Raw genomic sequence first — 17,753 nt, forward strand, 5'->3', positions numbered from 1 at the left:
ACCGCGAGGCGGTCACCCGGAAGGATGGGCCCGACCGCCCGGCACAGATCCCGCCCCCGCGGTGTTGCACCCGGCAGCGATCCCCGACCCGAAGGACACCGTGTCGTCCCCCTCCCCCACCGCCCGCCGCCGGGTGCGCACCCCCGGCGCCCCGCTCAGCCGCGAGGAGCAGCGCGCCCAGCAGACCTGGGTCGACGGCGCCGAGCCGGAGCTGCCCGTGCGCGCCACCCCGCCGCAGCGGGTGGTGTTCCACCTCGGCCCGACCAACTCCGGCAAGACCTACGAGTCGCTGCAGGCGCTGGCCGCGGTCGGCTCGGGCGTCTACGCCGCGCCGCTGCGGCAGCTCGCGCACGAGGCCTACGCCAAGCTCTCCGCCGTCCTGCCCGCGGGCACCGTGGGCCTGTCGACCGGCGAGGAGGAGATCGACCCGGGCGCACCGATCGTGTGCTGCACCGTGGAGAAGGCGCCGCCGGCCGGTGAGCTGCTGGTGCTCGACGAGTCGCACTGGGTCGCCGACCCCGACCGCGGGCACCACTGGGCCCGGCTGCTGCTCACCGGCGAGTACCGCGAGATGCACCTGATCTCCGCCGCCGAGGCGCTGCTGCTGCTCAAGCCGCTGGTGGCCGACGCGGTGGAGACCGAGGTGGTCAACCACCGGCGGCTGTCGCGGCTGGACGTGCTGCCCGCCCCGGTCAAGCCCCAGCAGGTGCGTCCGCAGACGCTGGTCGTCGCGTTCTCCCGCAGGACCGTCTACGCCGTCGCCGCGCAGCTGGACCGGCACCGCACCGGCAAGGTCGGCGTCCTCTACGGGGCGCTGCCGCCGGCCACCCGGCGCGACGTCATCGCCCGGTTCACCCGCGGCGAGCTCGAGGTGCTGGTCACCACCGACGTCATCGGCCACGGCATCAACGTCCCGGCCACCACGGTGCTGTTCGCCGAGACGCAGAAGTTCGACGGCACCGAGCTGCGCCCGCTGCGCACGTGGGAGGCCGCCCAGATCGCCGGGCGCGCCGGCCGGTACGGGCTGACCGGCCACGGGTCGGTCGGCGTGCTCGGCGGTGTGCCGGGCCTGCGGCCGGTGGCCTCGCTGGTCGTCGCGGGCGCGTCCGTCGCCCGGGGCGACACCACGAGCGACCTGCCCAACCGGCTGCCGCGGCTGCGCCCGGAGCTCGACGACCTGGGCGCCTTCGAGCCGGTCGACCTGCCCGAGGCGCTGATGCGCTGGTCGGTGTGGGCCCGCACGGCCACCCGGGCGCAGGCCATGACGCCCGACGACGTCAGCGGCCTGGTGCTGCGGGTGCACGCGCTGCTGCCGATGATGCGCGGGCCGCTGGCCGCGGACGTGTTCACCGTGTGGCGGCTGGTCAACCTGGCCATCGACCACGACCCGCCGCGCAAGGTGCGCTGGCTGGCCCTGGCCCGGGCGGCGCTGCGGCACCGCGCCGGCCTGGACGTGCCGCGCGAGCTGGTGCTGCCCCCGGTGCCGCGCGGCACCACCGTGCAGGAGTACGAGCTGGTCGCGGCGCAGGCGCGGGAGGCGCAGACCCTGCTGCGCTCGTTCCCGGGCGTGGGCGGGCTCGTGGCCGAGGACGCCGCCGTGGTCGAGGAGCGCTGCGCCGCCCGGATCACCGAGCTGCTGCCGGAGGCGATCGGGCTGTCCTCGGCGTCCCGGTGCGTGTCCTGCGGGGTGGGCATCGCGCCCTGGTTCACCACCTGCCGCGACTGCGGCACCCGCCCGCCGTCGCGCGGCTCGGCGGACCGCAGGCCGGGCCGGTCCTCGTCGGGCGGCGCGTCGTCCGGCCGGGGTGCCCCCTCGGCCGGCCGGGGTGCCGGCGGGCGGACGCCGCGCCGGTCCGACGTCGGGGCCGGTGGCCGGTCCGACCCGCAGGCCCACGACCGGTCCGCCCGCGGCCGGGGCTCGGACGGCGGCCCGCCGCGCACGGACTCCGCCCGCCCGAAGCACCGCCGGCGCGGCCGGTCGGGGGGCGGGCCGACCGGGGCCCGCTGAGCCGGTCAGCCGGTGGGGTCGTCGTCCCCGCCGTGCCCGCCGCCGTCGCGGCCGCCGTGGTCGTCGGCCGACGTCGGGGCGGCCGTGGGTGCCGTGGGTGCGGAGGTCGTCGGCGCGCCGGTGCGGCCCGAGTCGTCCCGGCCGCCGCGGCCGGAGGTGCTGCTCGGCGCGGCCGGGGTGGGCACCGGGGCGACCGCGACGGGCGGGGCGGGGGCCGGGGCGTGGTCGGAGCCGTGCCGGTCCTGGTGCCCGCCGTCGTCGCCGGACTCCGGCTCCGACTCGTGCCCGGCGCCGTCGTCGGCCCCGTGGGTGTTCTGCGGTGCTGCGTCGTCGTCGCCCGCGGGGTGCTCGACCCCGTCCGTGCCGGACGTCGGCGCGGTGCCGGGGACGGCGTCGTCGGGTGCCGAGGTCGGCGCGGTGGGAGGCGTTGTGGTGCTGGGCGCCGCGTCGTCGGACCGGTGCCCGGTGTCGCCGGCCGTGGCCGGGTGCTCGGCGTGCGGCAGGTGGACCGGGCTGACGGAGGAGACGAGGTCGGCCACCCCGTCCTGCACGGGCGCCGGCAGCGTGCCGGTGGCGGCCGCGCCGGTGACGGCGACGAGCCCGATGCCGACCCCGGCGCCGAGCTTGGCGATCAGGGGCGCGGAGAGGGCCTTGGCGAGCAGGACGGGCAGCGGCATGCGCTCCTCATCGGCACCGACGATGAGAACGTGAACGGTCATGCACGGTCGGGCGCCCGCAGGTGGGTGTCGAAGAAGGCGAGGATGCGCCGCTTGGCGTCGGCGGCGGCGTCGTGGTCGTAGCCCACGCCCGCGACCTTCATCAGCGGGGTGAGCGGTGACGCCGCAGCGAGCCGGTTGAGGAACCCGTGCCGTGCCTGCGGGTACTCGTGCACGTCGGCGGCGATGCCGGCCGCGTCGGCCGCGGCCTGCACCTTGGCCGCGGCGCCGGGGAGGCTGGTGTCCTTGCCGCCGAAGCTGGCCACCACGGGGCACGCACCGGCCAGCACGTCGGCGACGTCGTCGGGCACCTGGCCGTAGTTGACGCCCGCGGCCGACCACCCGGGCCGCCCGGCCAGCAGCAGGGCGAACCCGCCGCCCATGCAGTAGCCGATGACCCCGACCCGCCCGGTGCAGCGCGGGTCCTGCGCCAGCGCGGCACGGGCGGCCTCGAGCTGGTCGAAGGCGGGGCCGTGCCGCTGCGACAGCTGGGCGAAGGTGCCCTTGAGGCAGCGCACCGCCGAGCGGCCGGCGTACAGGTCGGGCATGAGGACGACGTAGCCGGCGGCGGCCAGCCAGTCGGCCTGCTCGTGCATGTCGTCCCCGGGGCCGAACGCGTCGTGCACCAGGACGACGCCGGGCCACGGCCCGGGCCGGTCGGAGGTCGGCACGGGGACGGCGAGGTACCCGCCGTGGGTGGTGGTCGCGGTGGTCACCGCCACCCCCTGCCCCGGCGGCCGCCGTCCCATGCCGCGGACCGGCCTCGGGCGACGGGCGCTCGCCTCAGGACACCAGGCCCTCGCCGCGCATCCAGTCCAGCGCGACGTCCACCGGCTCCTCGCCGTCCACGTCGACCCGCCGGTTCAGCTCGATCATCACGTCGTCGGTGATCAGCGGGGTGATCTCGGCGAACACGTCGGCCAGCTCGGGGTGCGCCTCCAGCGTGGGCGTGGAGATCACCGGGGCCACGTTGTAGGCGGGGAAGAACTGCCGGTCGTCCTCGAGCACGGTCAGGTCCAGGGACTCGATCCGGCCGTCGGTGGTGAAGACCTCGCCGAAGTTGCAGGCGCCCTGGTCGGTGGCGGTGTAGACCGCGCCGGTGTCCAGCGTGGAGACGGCGTCGCGGGGGACGCCGTCCGGGCTGCCCAGCGGCAGGTCGTAGGCCTCCAGCATGGGCACGAAGCCGTCGTTGCGGCTGGCGAACTCCGCCTCCACGCAGAACGTGCGCTCCTCGACCGGCAGCGCCGCGATGTCGCTGAGCCGGCTCACCCCGAGGTCGGCGGCGGCTTCGCTGCGGATGGCGAAGGCGTAGGTGTTGTTCATCTCCGCCGGCGGCAGCCAGGTCAGGTCGTTGGCCAGGTCGGCCGCGCGCACCGCCTCGTACTGCGCGGTGCGGTCGGGGATGCCCTCGGCCTCGCCGAGGTAGGTCAGCCAGGCGGTGCCGGTGTACTCCCAGTTCATGTCGATCTCGCCGTTGACCGCGCCGGTGCGCACCGGCACCGACCCCGGGATGTTCGTGCGGTCGAGCACGTCGAACCCGGCGGTCTGCAGCGCGATGACGGCGATCTTGCCCAGGATCAGCTGCTCGGTGAAGTTCTTGCTGCCCACGACCAGCTCGACGCCCTCGCTGCCGGCGACCGGCTGGATGGCGGCGGGCCCGGCGTCGGGCGTGTACTGGTTGGCGGCCTGCAGCCCGCAGCCGGCCAGCAGCACGGGCGCGGTGAGCAGGGCGACGGCGGTGCGGCGCACGGTCACAGCCCCTTCGGCCGGGCCAGGGTCTCCACGACCCGCCCGACCCAGTCGACGGCCAGCGCCAGCAGCGCGACCAGGAGGGCGCCGCTGTAGAGCAGCGAGTCCAGGTTCAGGTTGATGCCGGTGGTGATGAGCAGCCCGAGCCCGCCGCCGTCGATGAACGTGGCCAGCGTCGCCGTCCCCACGAGCAGGACCAGGGCGGTGCGGACGCCCGACAGCATCACCGGCACCGCCAGCGGCAGCTCCACCCGCAGCAGCACGGCCAGCGCGCTCATGCCCATGCCCCGGCCGGCCTCGACCAGCCGGGCGTCGACGCCCTGCAGGCCGACCATGGTGTTCCGCAGGACGGGCAGCACGGAGTACAGGACCAGCGCGACGACGGCCGACCGGAAGCCGAAGCCCAGCCAGGTCGCCAGCAGGACGAACAGCCCGATGGCCGGCGCCGCCTGGCCGGTGTTGGCCACGCCGAGCACCAGCGGGCTGGCCCGCCGGAACGGGCCGCGGGTGAGCAGCACGCCCAGCGGGATGCCGACGAGCAGCACGACGACGGCGGCGACGGCGACCAGCTGGAGGTGGTCGACGACGGTGCCGGCCAGCGCGCTCCAGCCCAGCGGGCGGGCCTCGGCGTCGGTCAGCTCGGCGCCGGCGCGCCACAGCGCGAAGGCGCCGAGGGCGACCAGCACGAGCACCGGTTGCAGGACCAGCCCCCGCCAGGGGACGCCGCCGCGCCGGCCGCCGGGCTCGACGTCGACGGCGGGGTCGACCGCCGCGGTCATCCGCGCACCTCGTTGCGGGTGGACTGGATGGCCGCCATGACCTGCTCGACGACCAGTACGCCGGCCACGGTGTCCCGCCGTCCGGTGACGACCACGCCGCCCTGGCTGGCGGCCAGCATGGTGTCCAGCGCGTCGTTGAGGGTGGACCGCAGGCCGACCACGGGCAGCCGCTCGTCGCGGGTGCCGGGCACCGAGGTGGTGCGGGACAGCTCGGCGACCGAGGGCCAGGAGACCGGCCGGCCGCGGCCGTCGACGACCACCACGTACCGCTCGCCGGCGGCCTCGGCACGGGCGACGACGGCGGCGCTGTCCTCGCCGACGGCGGCGGTGACCGGGGTGTGCAGGTCGGTGTCCGAGACCCGGGTGAGGGTGAGCTGCTTGAGGGTGGCGCCGGCGCCGACGAAGTCGGCGACGTAGTCCTCGGCCGGCTCGGCCAGGATGGCCTCGGGGGTGTCGTACTGGACGACCCGCGCGCCGACGTCGAAGACCACGATCCGGTCGCCGAGCTTGACCGCCTCGTCGAAGTCGTGGGTGACGAAGACGATCGTCTTGCCCAGCTCCTCCTGGATCCGCAGCAGCTCGTCCTGCAGGCGCTGGCGGGTGATCGGGTCGACCGCGCCGAAGGGCTCGTCCATGAGCAGCACCGGCGGGTCGGCGGCCAGGGCCCGGGCGACACCGACCCGCTGCTGCTGCCCGCCGGAGAGCTCCTTGGGGTAGCGGTCGCGGTAGACCTCGGGGTCCAGGCCCACCAGGTCCAGCAGCTCGTCGGTGCGCTCGGCGATCCTCTTCCTGTCCCAGCCGAGCATGCCGGGCACCAGCCCGACGTTGGTCCCCACCGTCATGTGCGGGAACAGCCCGCCGGCCTGGATGACGTAGCCGATGCGGCGGCGCAGCTGGTCGGGGTCCTGGCCGGTGACGTCCTCGTCGCCGAGGAAGATCTTGCCGCCGCTGGGCTCGATGAGCCGGTTGAGCATCTTCAGCAGGGTGGTCTTCCCGCACCCGGAGGGCCCGACGAACATGACCGTCTCGCCGGCGGCGATCTCCAGGTCGACGGCGTCCACCGCGGGCCCCCGCTGGCCGGGGTAGCGCTTGGTGACGCCCTCCAGCCGGATGGACACCCCGCTGACGGTGCGCTGGTCGGTCAGGGTCGGCTCAGACACGGATGCCCCTCGAGGTGGTCAGGCGACCGACCACGACCAGCACCACGTCCAGGACGAGGGCCAGCAGGACGATCGCGATGGTCCCGACGAGCGTGGCGTTGAGCGCGTTGGCGCCGCCCAGCCGGGAGAGTCCGGAGAAGATGAGGCTGCCCAGGCCGGGACCGAGCACGTAGGCGGCGACGGCGGCGATGCCCATCACCATCTGGGTGGAGACCCGGACGCCGGCCAGGATCACCGGCCACGCCAGCGGCAGCTCCACCCGGCGCAGGGTGGCCCACCGGCTCATCCCGATGCCGCGGGCGCTCTCCACCAGCGACTGGTCCACGCCGGCGAGGCCGACGACGGCGTTGCGCAGCACGGGCAGCGCGGCGTAGAAGACCACGGCGACGACCGCCGGGGTGATGCCGAACCCGAAGGGCGCCAGCAGGAGGCCCAGCAGCGCGAAGGACGGGATGGTCAGCCCGATGGCCGACACCCCGTTGGCCAGGCCGGTGATGCGGGGGCTGCGGTAGGCCAGCACCGCCAGGCCGACGCCGATGACGGTGGCCAGCAGGACGCACTGCACCACCAGGCTGACGTGCTGGTAGGCCTGGAACGCGATCAGCTCGCGCCGGTCGACGAGGTACTGCCACACGGTCGAGCCCACCCCCGGTCAGACAACCGGGAACGACCCGATCCGTTCTCTTCGCCCTCCCGACGTTGTCACAGGAACCCCACTGGTCGCACATCGGGCGGGGTCACGATGCGGTCACGGCGCCTCGACCAGGTCGTCGGAGGCCACCACCACGAGGTGCCGGGAGGCCCAGTGGGCGGCGCCCGCCCCGACGGCCCAGGCGACGCCGAGGACGACCGCCGCGGCAGTGCCGAGCACGAGACCGCCCACCACGAGCGCGACGGCCCCGGCCAGCCAGAGCCCGATCCAGGTGGACGCCCGCCGCCACCGGACCGGTCGGGGTCCTGCCTGCGACAGCTCGCGCTCGATCTCGCGCAGAGCACTCATCTCCGATGGTGACAGCGGCACAGCAGCCCTCCCCGTTCAGCGGTCCGGACTGCGGAAATGCCGCATCCACCCCCAGGCTGAAACGTCCGTGGCCCACGCCACCCCGCAGGCACCCCCGGCCGGACGGATCGGGTCGACCGGGGCGACGCCGGGAGCTGACCCGCCCGGGTGACCTGGGACGACGCCTAGATGACACGCAGTGTCACTGGTGTCCTACTGAGCGCACATGCCTCACGGATGAGGCAGTCCACGACAGACGGGATCACTCGTGCACGTCCCCCCATCCCGGCGCCCCTCATGAGGCGCACGGGCCTGACACACCTCACCAGGTCGGCGGCCACCGTCGTCCTGGCCGCGGCCGTGGGCCTGTCGGCCACCGTGGTGGTGGCCGGTTCCGCGCAGGCGGCCCCCGCACCGGCGACCACCGCCACCCCGACCCCGTCGGCGGCCCCCACGGCCACGACCACCGGGGCGACCTCGACCGGGGCCCCCTCGACCGGGGCCGACCCGACCGGTGCCGCGCCCACCGAGGCCACCCCCACCGAGGCCGCCCCCACGGGGTCCACCTCGACCGGGGCCACCTCGACCGCCACCACCGGCACCGAGGCCCCGGCCGACACCTCCGACCAGCCCACCGACACCGGCCTCGGGTACGACGCCGTCCGGGACAAGGGCTCGCTCTACAACATCGCCGAGGTGACCGGCGCCCACGCCTCGTGGCGCGCCGGGTACACCGGCCGCGGTGTCGGTGTCGCGCTGATCGACACCGGGGTCTCGCCGGTCCCCGGCCTGGTGAGCGGGAACGTCGTCGACGGGGCGGACCTCTCCTTCGACAGCCAGTCGCCCGAGATGGCCCACCTGGACGCCTTCGGCCACGGCACCCACCTGGCCTCGATCATCGCCGGGCGGGACACCGCGGGGACGCCGTCGTCCTACGTCGACCCGACCCGCTTCAACGGCATCGCCCCGGACGCCACCCTGGTGGACGTCAAGGTCGGGGCCAGCGACGGCGCCGTCGACGTCAGCCAGGTCATCGCGGGCATCAACTGGGTCGTCGAGCACGCCCGCGACCCCGGGATGAACATCCGGGTGATCAACCTGTCCTACGGCACCGACTCGGTGCAGGACACCCAGGTCGACCCGATGACGTTCGCGGTGGAGAACGCCTGGCGCAACGGCATCGTCGTCGTGGTGGCCGGCGGCAACGAGGGCGAGTCCACGCTCACCCTGGCCCAGCCGGCCCGGGACCCGTTCGTCATCGCGGTCGGGGCCTCGGACACCGCCGGGACGGTGACCCGGTCCGACGACACCGTCCCCGCCTGGTCCACGCGGGGCGACAGCACCCGCGCCGTCGACGTCGTGGCCCCCGGCGTCTCCGTCATCGGGGCCCGGGTGCCCAACGGGTACGCCGACCAGGCCTTCCCGTCGTCCCGGGTCGGCAGCCGGTTCGCCCACGCCTCCGGGACGTCGCAGGCCGCCGCGGTGGTCAGCGGCGAGGTGGCCCTGCTGCTGCAGCAGTACCCCTGGATGACGCCCGACCAGGTCAAGGCGGTGGTGACCGGCTCGGCCAACGGGCTGAGCGCCATCAGCTCGCTGCGGCGCGGTTCGGGTCTGGTCGACATCTCCCAGGCCCGGCGGCTGCCGACCCTGGGGGCCATCGCGACCTCGCTGCTCCCCCGCCCGTGGGGTCGGGGCACCGGGTCGCTGGAGGCGTCGCGCGGCAGCGCGCACGTGTTCGACGGCATCTCCGAGCTCACCGGGGAGGTCGACGTCCAGGGCAACCGCTGGGACGCCGCCGCCTGGGCGCGGGCCACCGGGAACGGCACGGTCTGGGACGGCGGGCGGTGGCGCGGCACGGTCTGGACCGGCAGCTCCTGGTCCGGCCAGACCTGGCCGACCGCGGCCTGGGCCGTGGACTGGAACGGGGTGGCGTGGACGTCGGCGGACTGGTCGGCCCGCACCTGGCGGGACGGGTCGTGGACGGCGCGCACGTGGCGGGACTCGTCCTGGTCGGCGCGGACCTGGCGCAGCGTCGGGTTCTCGTCGGTGGCGTGGAGCTGATGGCCCACGCCGGGTGACCCCAGCGGGTGAGACAGGGCGGGACGGGCTCAGCAGCCCGTCCCGCCCTGCCGTTGTCCGAGGGGTGAGGGCCCCGATGAACCGACCCGCGGTGGATCGCCGTTCCGTCGTCGTCCTCGCCCAGGGCCTGGCGCTCCTGCTGATGGCCGTCGTGCTCGGCGGCCCCCTCGTCGGGACCGGCCCCCTCTCCGACCTGGTGCCCCTCCCCTGGTGGGTCCTGGCCGTCGCGTTCGCGGTCACCGAGGCGTGCGTGCTGCACGTGCAGACCGCGCGCGAGGCCCGCACCGTGTCGGTCAGCGAGCTGCCGCTGGTGCTCGGCCTGTTCTTCGCCGGCCCGGTGGACCTGGTGGTGGGCCGCCTGGTCGGCTCGGCCGCAGTCTTCGCGTGGCAACGGCGCTCACCGCTGAAGACGGGCTGGAACCTCGCCCTGATCAGCGCCCAGACCGCCCTGACCACGGCCGTGCTGCACCTGGTCCTCCATGCCGCGCCCGGGAGCGCGCCCCTGGCCTGGCTCGGGGCGTTCGCCGGCGCGTTCGCCGCCCACGCCCTCGGCAGCGTCGCGCTGGCCGCGGTCATCGCCGTCTACGAGCGCGACCTCGACCTGCGCGGGCTGCTCCGGGACATCGCGGTCGGGGACCCCACCGCGCCGGTCGTCGTCACCGTCGGGCTCGTCGTCGTCACCTCGCTGCAGGCCTCGCTCGTCTCGGCCTGGCTGCTGGTCCCGGCCCTCACCGGCCTGGTGCTCGGCTACCGCGCCTACGCCACCCTCACCGAACGGCACCTGGGCCTGGAACGGCTGCTGCGCTTCACGCAGGCGGTCAGCGACTCGCCCGAGACCGACCAGGTGCTCAGCCGGGTCCTCGGCGAGGCGAGGGAGCTGCTGCACGCCGACCGGGCCGAGGCCGTGTTCGTCGGCAACCGGGAGGGGGTCACCGCGCACGTCCGCCTCGGGACCTCCGGCCGGCTCAGCCGCAGCGAGGAGACCGTGCAGGCCGACGCCTGGGTGCTGGACCTCGTGGTGCACGAGGGCGGGTCCGTGCTGGTCCAGCGCGGCACCCGGGACGCCGACCAGCGGGACTGGCTGGACGCCCGGGCCGCCCGCGAGGCCGTCGTCGTCCCGCTGCGCGGCAGCACCGGCGTGCTCGGTGCGCTGCTGGTGCTCGACCGGCTCGGCGACGTCCGCACCTTCGACGCCGGCGACGTCGCCCTCGCCGAGAGCGTCGCCGCGCAGGCAGGCGTGGCGTTGCAGAACGGTGAGCTCGTCGACCAGCTCCGCCACGACGCCCTGCACGACGCCCTCACCGGCCTGCCCAACCGCACGCAGCTCCAGCGGGGACTGGCCGGGGCCCTGGAGAGGGTGGCCGGTGGGCGGTCGCCCGGCGCCGCGGTGATGATCCTCGACCTGAACGGGTTCAAGGAGGTCAACGACGCCCTCGGGCACCAGCAGGGCGACCAGCTGCTCGTCGTCGTCGGTCAGCGGCTGACCGACGCGGCGGGGTCGGCCGCGCTCGTGACGCGCCTGGGCGGCGACGAGTTCGCCGTCCTGGCCGAGGACGTCGCCGACGAGGACGCGGCGGTCCGGCTCGGGCGACGCCTGCTGCGGGCCCTGGAGCACCCCGTCCCGCTGGACGGCATGGAGGTCGAGGTCACCGGCTCGCTGGGCATCGCCCTCGCCCCCGCCCACGCGACGGAGCCGGCGGCCCTGCTCAAGCGCGCCGACCTCGCCGTGCACGACGCCAAGGCGTCCACGCGTGGTCTGCGGGTCTTCGACCCCACGGTGGCCACCGAGGACCCGCGCCGGCTCGCGCTGGCCACCGAGCTCCGCACCGCGGTGCACGAGGGCCACCTCGAGGTGCACGTGCAGCCCCAGGCCGAGGTGGCCACCGGTCGGGTGGTCAGCGTCGAGGCCCTGGTCCGCTGGACCCACCCGCAGCTGGGCCGGGTCGGGCCCGACGAGTTCATCCCGGTCGCCGAGCGCAGCGGACTGATCGGCCCCCTGACCACGCTGGTGCTGGACAGGTCGCTGGCCGCCGTCGCCGCCTGGCGGGCCGCCGGCACCGACCTGTCCGTGGCGGTCAACCTGTCCACCCGCAGCCTGCACGACACCGACCTCGTCGACGAGGTGCAGCGCCTGCTCCGCCGGCACGGTGTCCCCGCCGACCGGTTGACCCTCGAGGTCACCGAGGGCTCGGTGATGGCCGACCCCGCCCGGACGATCAGCGTGCTGCACCGGCTGCGCGACCTCGGCTGCCTGCTGTCCGTCGACGACTTCGGCACCGGCTACTCCTCGCTGTCCTACCTGAAGAAGCTGCCGGTGCACGAGGTCAAGATCGACCAGAGCTTCGTCACCGGCCTGCGCAGGGGCGGGGAGGACGTCGCGATCGTCCGGGCGATCGTCGACCTAGGCGGCCACCTGGGCCTGACGGTCGTCGCCGAGGGTGTGGAGGACCAGGCGACGTGGGACCTGCTCGCCGACACCGGCTGCGACCTGGTCCAGGGCTGGCACCTGGCCCGGCCCATGGCCACCGACGCCCTGCTGCCGTGGCTGCAGCAGCGCGAGCGGACCGCGCCGCACCGCCCGGCCCTGCGCGCGCTGTAGGCCGGCGCGGGCCCTCCCGCACCGACGTCCGTACGACGTAAAAGAACTTCCGCGCCGGGGGTTTTACGCCGTACGAAGGCGGGCACGCCTGGTCCGCCCGGAGAGGTTGAGATCCCAGCCCCCGGTGTCCGGACGGCTCAGCCGCCACCCCCGCATCCCCTCGTGCGCACGACCCTCCGTCGGTCGTGCCCGTGGGCTGCGCTCCCGAAGGAGAACCCGTGATCACCGAGCACGACATCGACACCGTCATCGGCTCCACCGCGGTCGACGCCGACGGCGACAAGATCGGCACCGTCTCCGAGGTCTACCTCGACGACCAGTCCGGCCGGCCCGAGTGGGCCACCGTGAAGACCGGCCTCTTCGGCACCAAGGAGACCTTCATCCCGCTGGCCCAGGCCGAGCTGTCCGGCGACGGGATCCGCTTCCCCTACGACAAGGCCACGGTCAAGGACGCCCCGACGATCGAGGCCGAGGGCCACCTGTCCCCCGCCGAGGAGTCCGAGCTCTACCGCTACTACGGCATCGCCGAGGGCACCGGCGACGACCGCGGCACCACCGGCCAGACCACCGGCACGACCGAGGGCATCACCGCCCCCCGCCCCGGCACCACCGACGACCGGCACGAGGGCGCCGTCGGGCGGGACACCTCCGGCCCCACCACCGACGACGCCATGACCCGCTCCGAGGAGCGGCTGCAGGTCGGCACCGAGGCCGTGGAGACCGGCCGCGCCCGGCTGCGCAAGCACGTCGTGACGGAGAACGTCACCCGCACCGTCCCGGTCTCCCACGAGGAGGTCCGCATCGAGCGCGAGCCCATCACCGAGGCCAACCGCGGCGACGCCCTCGCCGGCCCCGACCTGTCGGAGGAGGAGCACGAGGTCACCCTGCACGCCGAGCGCCCCGTGGTGGCCAAGGAGACCGTCCCCGTCGAGCGGGTGCGCCTGTCCACCGAGACCGTGACCGACCAGGCGCAGGTCGCCGAGCAGGTCGCGCACGAGGAGATCGAGCAGGTCGAGGGCGACGTCCGCCCCACCGACCGCACCCGCTGACCCACCCCGAGCCCCGCTCGGCAGCACCACCCCGGTCCACCTGGCCCCCGGCGTCCGCCCGGGGACCAGGTGGGTCGGGCTGCCCTGACTCACTCCAAGACCGGGAGAGCCCCCATGTCATCGCTCCGCGACTCGTTCACCACGCTGCTGGACACCATCGTGCAGTTCCTGCCCAAGCTGGTCGGGTTCCTGCTCATCCTGATCATCGGCTACTTCATCGCCAAGGCCCTGCAGAAGATCGTCGACAAGGTCCTGGAGAAGGTCGGCTTCGACCGCGCCGTCGAGCGCGGCGGCATCAAGAAGGCCCTCGCCCGCTCCCAGTACGACGCCTCGGACATCCTCGCGAAGATCGTCTTCTACGCCGTGATGCTCTTCGTGCTCTCCACCGCGTTCGGCGTCTTCGGCCGCAACCCGATCAGTGACTACCTGTCGGCGATCATCGGCTACCTGCCCAAGGTGTTCGTCGCGATCCTCATCCTGGTCATCGCCTCGGCCATCGCCGCCGGCGCCAAGCTGCTGGTCCAGAACACCCTCGGCGGGCTGTCCTACGGCCGCATCCTGGCCAACGTCGCCTCGACCGTGGTCCTCGCCCTGGGCGTCATCGCCGCGCTGGACCAGCTCGAGATCGCCCAGAACGTGGTCAACGCCGTCCTCTACGCCACCCTGGCCGCCGTCGTGGGCATCGCCGTGGTCGCGGTCGGCGGCGGCGGGATCGCCCCGATGCGCCAGCGCTGGGAGTCCACCCTGGCCAAGGTCGACGCCGAGGCGCCCGCCGCCCGCCGCGAGGTGCAGAACACCGGCTCGCCGGTCGACGCCGTCCGCGACGAGGCCCAGCGCTACACCAGCTGACCCACCCACGACGGGGCACACCGGGACCGACCCGGTGTGCCCCGTCGTGCACCCCGAGTGGGTGTCCTCACGCTTGCCCGCCCCGCCACCCGGGCAGGGCCCCGGGGCAGAGCGAGCCGGGAGGGGCCATGACGGGACCGGACGACCACGCGGACCACGCGACCGACCACGACCACGACGGCCCTCCCCTGGGCGCCCGCGACGTCGGGGCCACCGTCAGCGGCGGGATCACCGCACCCGACCACCCCGACGACCCGGACCTGCCCGAGAACCGCAACCGCCGCCCCGCGCAGAACCCGCCCGGGGTGCAGCCGCTCGCCGCCCGCGAACCCCTCACCCGGGACCGGATCGTCGAGGCCGCCGTCGACTACGTCGACACCCACGGCCTGCCGGCCCTCACCATGCGCCGGCTCGGGGCCCGCCTCGGCGTCGAGGCCATGGCGCTGTACTACCACGTCCCCAGCCGCGACGACCTGCTCGACGCCATCGTGGAACGCGTCGTCGACGAGCTGTTCGACGACGCCGAGGTCCACCTCGAGCCCGTCCGCGGCTGGCAGGACTACCTGCACCGCCTGGCCCACGGCGTGCGCCGCAGCGCCCTGGCCCACCCCGCCCTGTTCCCGCTGGTGGCCACCCGACCGCCGGCCGCGCCCTGGGTCCGGCCCCCGCTGCGCAGCCTCCGGTGGATCGACTCCTTCCTCACCGCGCTGCGCACCCACGGCTTCAGCGACGAGCAGACCGTCGTCGCCTACCGGGCCTACACCAGCTTCCTGCTCGGCCACCTGCTCCTGGAGGTCGCCCAGCGGGGGGTCGCGATCAACGCCGTCGACGACCCCCACGGTGCCCGCGACACCCTGGCCGACGACGAGCTCGCCGAGCACCGAGCCATCGTCGACCTCCGGCATCTGCTCGCCCTCGACGAGACCGTCACCGAGTTCGAGGAGTCGCTGGAGAGCCTGATCAACCGCCTCGGCGCCATGGTGACCGACGGCTCCGCGCACCTCTGACCGGCGCGACCGCCCCGCCGGGCACCCCTACATCGACAGCCCGCCGTCGACCGGGAGCACGACGCCGGTGATGTACCCGGCCTCGGCCGAGGCCAGGAACGCCACGGCGGCCGCCATCTCGTCCGGCCGGCCGAAGCGGCCCAGGGGGATGGCCGCCTCGGTCTGCGCCCGCACCTCGTCGGGGATCGACGCGATCATCCGGGTGTCGGCGTTGGGCGAGATCGCGTTGACCGTCACCCCGAACCCGGCCAGCTCCTTGGCCACGGTCTTGGTGAAGCCGATGACCCCGGCCTTGGCGGCGGCGTAGTTGGCCTGGCCGACGTTGCCGTGCAGCCCGGTGTAGGAGGTGACGTTGACGATGCGGCCGTACTGCTGGGCGCGGAAGGTCGGGATGCAGGCCTGCGTCAGGTGGAAGGTGCCGGTCAGGTGGACGGCGAGCACGGTGTCCCAGTCCTCGGCCGACAGCTTCCACACCCGCCGGTCCCGCAGCACGCCGGCGTTGTTGACCAGGACGTCGATGCGCCCGGTGTGCTCCAGCGCCGTGGCCACCACCCGGTCCACCTGCGCGCGGTCGGCGATGTCCGCGGCGACGGGGACCGCGCCGATCTCCGCGGCGGCGTGGTCGAGCACGTCCCCGTCGAGGTCGACGGCCACGACGGTGGCACCCGAGGCGACGAAGTGCGCCGCGGTGCTCAGCCCCACCCCGCGCCCGGCCCCGGTGACGACGACGGTCTGGCCGGTGAAGTCGAAGGCGAGGTTGCTGTCGGGGGCGGTCACGAGGCCACCTCGAACAGGCCGGCCGCACCCATGCCACCGCCGACGCACATGGACACCACGACCCACTGCACGCCGCGACGACGCCCCTCGACCAGCGCGTGCCCGACCAGGCGGGCACCGGTCATGCCGTAGGGGTGGCCCAGGGCGATCGCGCCGCCGTCGACGTTCATCTTCTCGGGATCGATCCCCAGGACGTCCCGGCAGTGCACCGCCTGGGACGCGAAGGCCTCGTTGAGCTCCCACAGGCCGATGTCGTCCACCGACAGCCCGTGCCGGCGCAGCAGCAGCGGGATCGCGGTGACCGGGCCGATGCCCATCTCCTCCGGCGCGCAGCCGGTGACGGCCATGCCCCGGTAGAAGCCCAGCGGGGTGATCCCGCGGCGGCTGGCGACGCCGGCCTCCATGAGCACGGCCGCGGCGGCCCCGTCGGAGAGCTGGGAGGCGTTGCCGGCGGTCACGCTCGGCACCGCGCTGGCGTCGCCGGGCGCCAGGACGGGCCGCAGGCCCGCCAGGGACTCCGCCGTCGTGGCCCGGATGCCCTCGTCGTGGGTCACCGTGACCTCCCGGGCGCTGACCTCGCCGGTCTCGCGGTCGGTCACCCGCATGGTGACCGTGAGGGGGGCGATCTCGTCGTCGAACCGACCGGCGTCGCGCGCGGCCGCGGCCCGCGTCTGGGACTGCAGGCCCATGAGGTCCTGCGCCTCCCGGGTGACCCCGTACCGCTCCGCGACCAGCTCGGCGGTGCGCAGCATCGGCCAGTAGACCCCGGGCACCTGCTCGGCGAGCCACGGGTCGACGGCGCGGTGGGTGTTGCGGTGGGACTCCTGCACCAGCGAGATCGACTCCACGCCGCCGCCGACGACGACGTCCATGCCCTCGTGCACGACCTGCCGGCCGGCGGCGGCGATCGCCATCAGCCCCGACGCGCACTGCCGGTCGACCGTGGAGCCGGGCACCGTCACGGGCAGCCCCGCCCGCAGGGCGGCCTGCCGGGCGACGTTGAAGCCCGTCGTGCCCTCCTGCATCGCGCAGCCGAGCAGCACGTCCTCGACCTCGGCCGGGTCGATGCCGGCCCGCCGGACGGCGTGCTCGACGGCGTGGCCGGCCAGCTGCTGACCGCTGGTGTAGTTGAAGGCACCCCGGTAGGCCTTGCCGACGGGGGTGCGGGCGACGGCGACGACGGCCGCCTCACGGGTGCTCATGCGGCGGCATACTACGGAGTATCACGCCGAACGGAAGGGGCCCGTCTCACTAGCCTGGGGCCTCCCCGCCCGACCGACCCGAGGACGCATGGACCACCCCGAGAAGCCCCCCGCCGACCGTCTCCGGCTGCCGGCGGCCCAGCTGCGCATCGTCGACGCGGCCGCCGAGGCGTTCATGGAGAGGGGGTACGACGCGACCAGCGTCGACGAGGTCGCGACCCGCATCGGGGCCACCAAGGGCGCGGTCTACTACAGCTACCGCTCCAAGCTCGACCTGTTCCTGGCCGTCTACGAGCGCGGCATGCTGCTGCTGGCCGACCGGGTGCAGGAGGCCCTGGCCGCGACCGACGGCGCCCCGGCCGCCGAGCGGCTGCGCGCCGTCAGCGTCGCCCACGCGCGCAACATCCTGGACGCCTTCACCTACCACGTGGTGATCCAGAACGGGGTGGAGCACCGGCGGCAGATGGCGCTCAAGGACGCCGACCGGCGGCGCCTGGCCGAGCTGGACGAGCTGCGCTCCGCCCACGAGGAGCTGGTGCACACCCTCGTGCTCGCCGGACAGCAGGACCGGTCGCTGCGCCCCCTCCCCACCCGCCTGGCCACCCGCACCCTCATCGGCGGCGTCGTCGGGATCGCCATCTGGTACCGGCCGCGCCCCGACCAGGACGACGCCGCGCGCGCGGAGCTGGCCGAGCAGGTGGTCGCGGTGCTCCTGGGCGGCCTGCTGGCCTGACCGCCCGCCCGGGTGCTTGACGGCGCTCGACCCCGGGAGCCATGCT

The 17,753-nt window shown here is 74.8% G+C and carries 16 protein-coding genes; 7 read left to right on the plus strand and 9 right to left on the minus strand.

Features of this window, described 5'->3' with window-relative positions:
- The first annotated feature begins 100 nt into the window (after nt 1-100).
- Nucleotides 101-2,008 carry a helicase-related protein gene (locus tag BLT39_RS03535; protein ID WP_242658125.1) on the plus strand — a complete coding sequence of 636 codons (1,908 nt, stop codon included), beginning with the start codon at nt 101-103 and terminating at the stop codon, nt 2,006-2,008.
- Between the two features lie 5 nt (nt 2,009-2,013).
- On the opposite strand, the gene BLT39_RS03540 is transcribed toward BLT39_RS03535, so the two are convergent.
- The 7 genes from BLT39_RS03540 to BLT39_RS03570 all read right to left on the minus strand — a co-directional run bounded on the left by BLT39_RS03540 (nt 2,014) and on the right by BLT39_RS03570 (nt 7,412).
- A complete protein-coding gene (locus BLT39_RS03540; RefSeq protein WP_091058595.1) occupies nt 2,014-2,685 on the minus strand; it encodes a hypothetical protein in 672 nt (223 codons plus the stop codon).
- Between the two features lie 38 nt (nt 2,686-2,723).
- Nucleotides 2,724-3,440 carry a dienelactone hydrolase family protein gene (locus BLT39_RS03545; protein WP_207507551.1) on the minus strand — a complete coding sequence of 239 codons (717 nt, stop codon included), beginning with the start codon at nt 3,438-3,440 and terminating at the stop codon, nt 2,724-2,726.
- 67 nt (nt 3,441-3,507) lie between these two features.
- Complete coding sequence (locus BLT39_RS03550; RefSeq protein WP_242658126.1) at nt 3,508-4,473, minus strand: glycine betaine ABC transporter substrate-binding protein; 966 nt, start codon at nt 4,471-4,473, stop codon at nt 3,508-3,510.
- 2 nt (nt 4,474-4,475) lie between these two features.
- Nucleotides 4,476-5,252 carry an ABC transporter permease gene (locus tag BLT39_RS03555; protein WP_091058605.1) on the minus strand — a complete coding sequence of 259 codons (777 nt, stop codon included), beginning with the start codon at nt 5,250-5,252 and terminating at the stop codon, nt 4,476-4,478.
- Nucleotides 5,249-6,412, minus strand: coding sequence for an ABC transporter ATP-binding protein (locus BLT39_RS23235; protein WP_091058610.1), 1,164 nt, complete (start codon nt 6,410-6,412; stop codon nt 5,249-5,251). Before BLT39_RS23235 ends, BLT39_RS03555 begins: the two co-directional genes overlap by 4 nt.
- On the minus strand, nt 6,405-7,058 hold the full coding sequence (locus BLT39_RS03565) for an ABC transporter permease (protein ID WP_242658127.1): 654 nt from the start codon (nt 7,056-7,058) through the stop codon (nt 6,405-6,407). The genes BLT39_RS23235 and BLT39_RS03565 overlap by 8 nt, the downstream gene beginning before the upstream one ends.
- A 102-nt stretch (nt 7,059-7,160) precedes the next feature.
- The gene (locus BLT39_RS03570) at nt 7,161-7,412 is read right to left on the minus strand and encodes a hypothetical protein (protein WP_091058612.1); all 252 of its coding nucleotides are present in this window, start codon (nt 7,410-7,412) and stop codon (nt 7,161-7,163) included.
- Between the two features lie 297 nt (nt 7,413-7,709).
- Between BLT39_RS03570 and BLT39_RS03575 the strand changes: the two genes are divergently transcribed.
- From BLT39_RS03575 to BLT39_RS03595, 5 genes are all read left to right on the plus strand, one after another.
- On the plus strand, nt 7,710-9,473 hold the full coding sequence (locus BLT39_RS03575; protein ID WP_131801400.1) for a S8 family serine peptidase: 1,764 nt from the start codon (nt 7,710-7,712) through the stop codon (nt 9,471-9,473).
- Between the two features lie 109 nt (nt 9,474-9,582).
- Nucleotides 9,583-12,090: a putative bifunctional diguanylate cyclase/phosphodiesterase gene (locus BLT39_RS03580; RefSeq protein WP_165640124.1), complete on the plus strand. Its 2,508-nt coding sequence runs from the start codon at nt 9,583-9,585 to the stop codon at nt 12,088-12,090.
- 218 nt (nt 12,091-12,308) lie between these two features.
- Entirely contained in the window at nt 12,309-13,139 is an 831-nt protein-coding gene (locus tag BLT39_RS03585) for a DUF2382 domain-containing protein (protein ID WP_091058621.1), read from the plus strand.
- A 114-nt stretch (nt 13,140-13,253) separates the two neighbouring features.
- Complete coding sequence (locus BLT39_RS03590) at nt 13,254-13,988, plus strand: mechanosensitive ion channel family protein (protein ID WP_091058624.1); 735 nt, start codon at nt 13,254-13,256, stop codon at nt 13,986-13,988.
- 128 nt (nt 13,989-14,116) lie between these two features.
- Nucleotides 14,117-14,995, plus strand: coding sequence for a TetR/AcrR family transcriptional regulator (locus BLT39_RS03595; protein ID WP_091058628.1), 879 nt, complete (start codon nt 14,117-14,119; stop codon nt 14,993-14,995).
- Between the two features lie 27 nt (nt 14,996-15,022).
- Here the strand turns inward: BLT39_RS03595 and BLT39_RS03600 are convergent, their stop codons facing one another.
- Both BLT39_RS03600 and BLT39_RS03605 read right to left on the minus strand, forming a co-directional pair.
- Nucleotides 15,023-15,772, minus strand: coding sequence for an SDR family oxidoreductase (locus tag BLT39_RS03600; RefSeq protein WP_091058631.1), 750 nt, complete (start codon nt 15,770-15,772; stop codon nt 15,023-15,025).
- Nucleotides 15,769-16,974 (minus strand): acetyl-CoA C-acyltransferase, encoded by a 1,206-nt coding sequence (locus tag BLT39_RS03605; RefSeq protein ID WP_091058634.1) that lies wholly within the window; start codon nt 16,972-16,974, stop codon nt 15,769-15,771. Before BLT39_RS03605 ends, BLT39_RS03600 begins: the two co-directional genes overlap by 4 nt.
- 88 nt (nt 16,975-17,062) lie before the next feature.
- On the opposite strand from BLT39_RS03605, the gene BLT39_RS03610 reads away from it, so the two are divergent.
- Nucleotides 17,063-17,707, plus strand: coding sequence for a TetR/AcrR family transcriptional regulator (locus BLT39_RS03610; protein WP_165640125.1), 645 nt, complete (start codon nt 17,063-17,065; stop codon nt 17,705-17,707).
- Nucleotides 17,708-17,753: the final 46 nt, after the last annotated feature.

It is taken from the genome of Klenkia brasiliensis (genome assembly GCF_900100695.1).
GTDB classification, from domain to species: Bacteria; Actinomycetota; Actinomycetes; order Mycobacteriales; family Geodermatophilaceae; genus Klenkia; species Klenkia brasiliensis.

Coding starts and splice junctions, on each gene's coding strand:
- BLT39_RS03555 (WP_091058605.1), bottom strand. CDS start 5,252: ATGACCGCGGCGGTCGACCCCGCCGTCGACGTCGAGCCCGGCGGCCGG.
- BLT39_RS03540 (WP_091058595.1), bottom strand. CDS start 2,685: ATGCCGCTGCCCGTCCTGCTCGCCAAGGCCCTCTCCGCGCCCCTGATC.
- BLT39_RS03605 (WP_091058634.1), bottom strand. CDS start 16,974: ATGAGCACCCGTGAGGCGGCCGTCGTCGCCGTCGCCCGCACCCCCGTC.
- BLT39_RS03570 (WP_091058612.1), bottom strand. CDS start 7,412: ATGAGTGCTCTGCGCGAGATCGAGCGCGAGCTGTCGCAGGCAGGACCC.
- BLT39_RS03575 (WP_131801400.1), top strand. CDS start 7,710: ATGAGGCGCACGGGCCTGACACACCTCACCAGGTCGGCGGCCACCGTC.
- BLT39_RS03610 (WP_165640125.1), top strand. CDS start 17,063: ATGGACCACCCCGAGAAGCCCCCCGCCGACCGTCTCCGGCTGCCGGCG.
- BLT39_RS03590 (WP_091058624.1), top strand. CDS start 13,254: ATGTCATCGCTCCGCGACTCGTTCACCACGCTGCTGGACACCATCGTG.
- BLT39_RS03595 (WP_091058628.1), top strand. CDS start 14,117: ATGACGGGACCGGACGACCACGCGGACCACGCGACCGACCACGACCAC.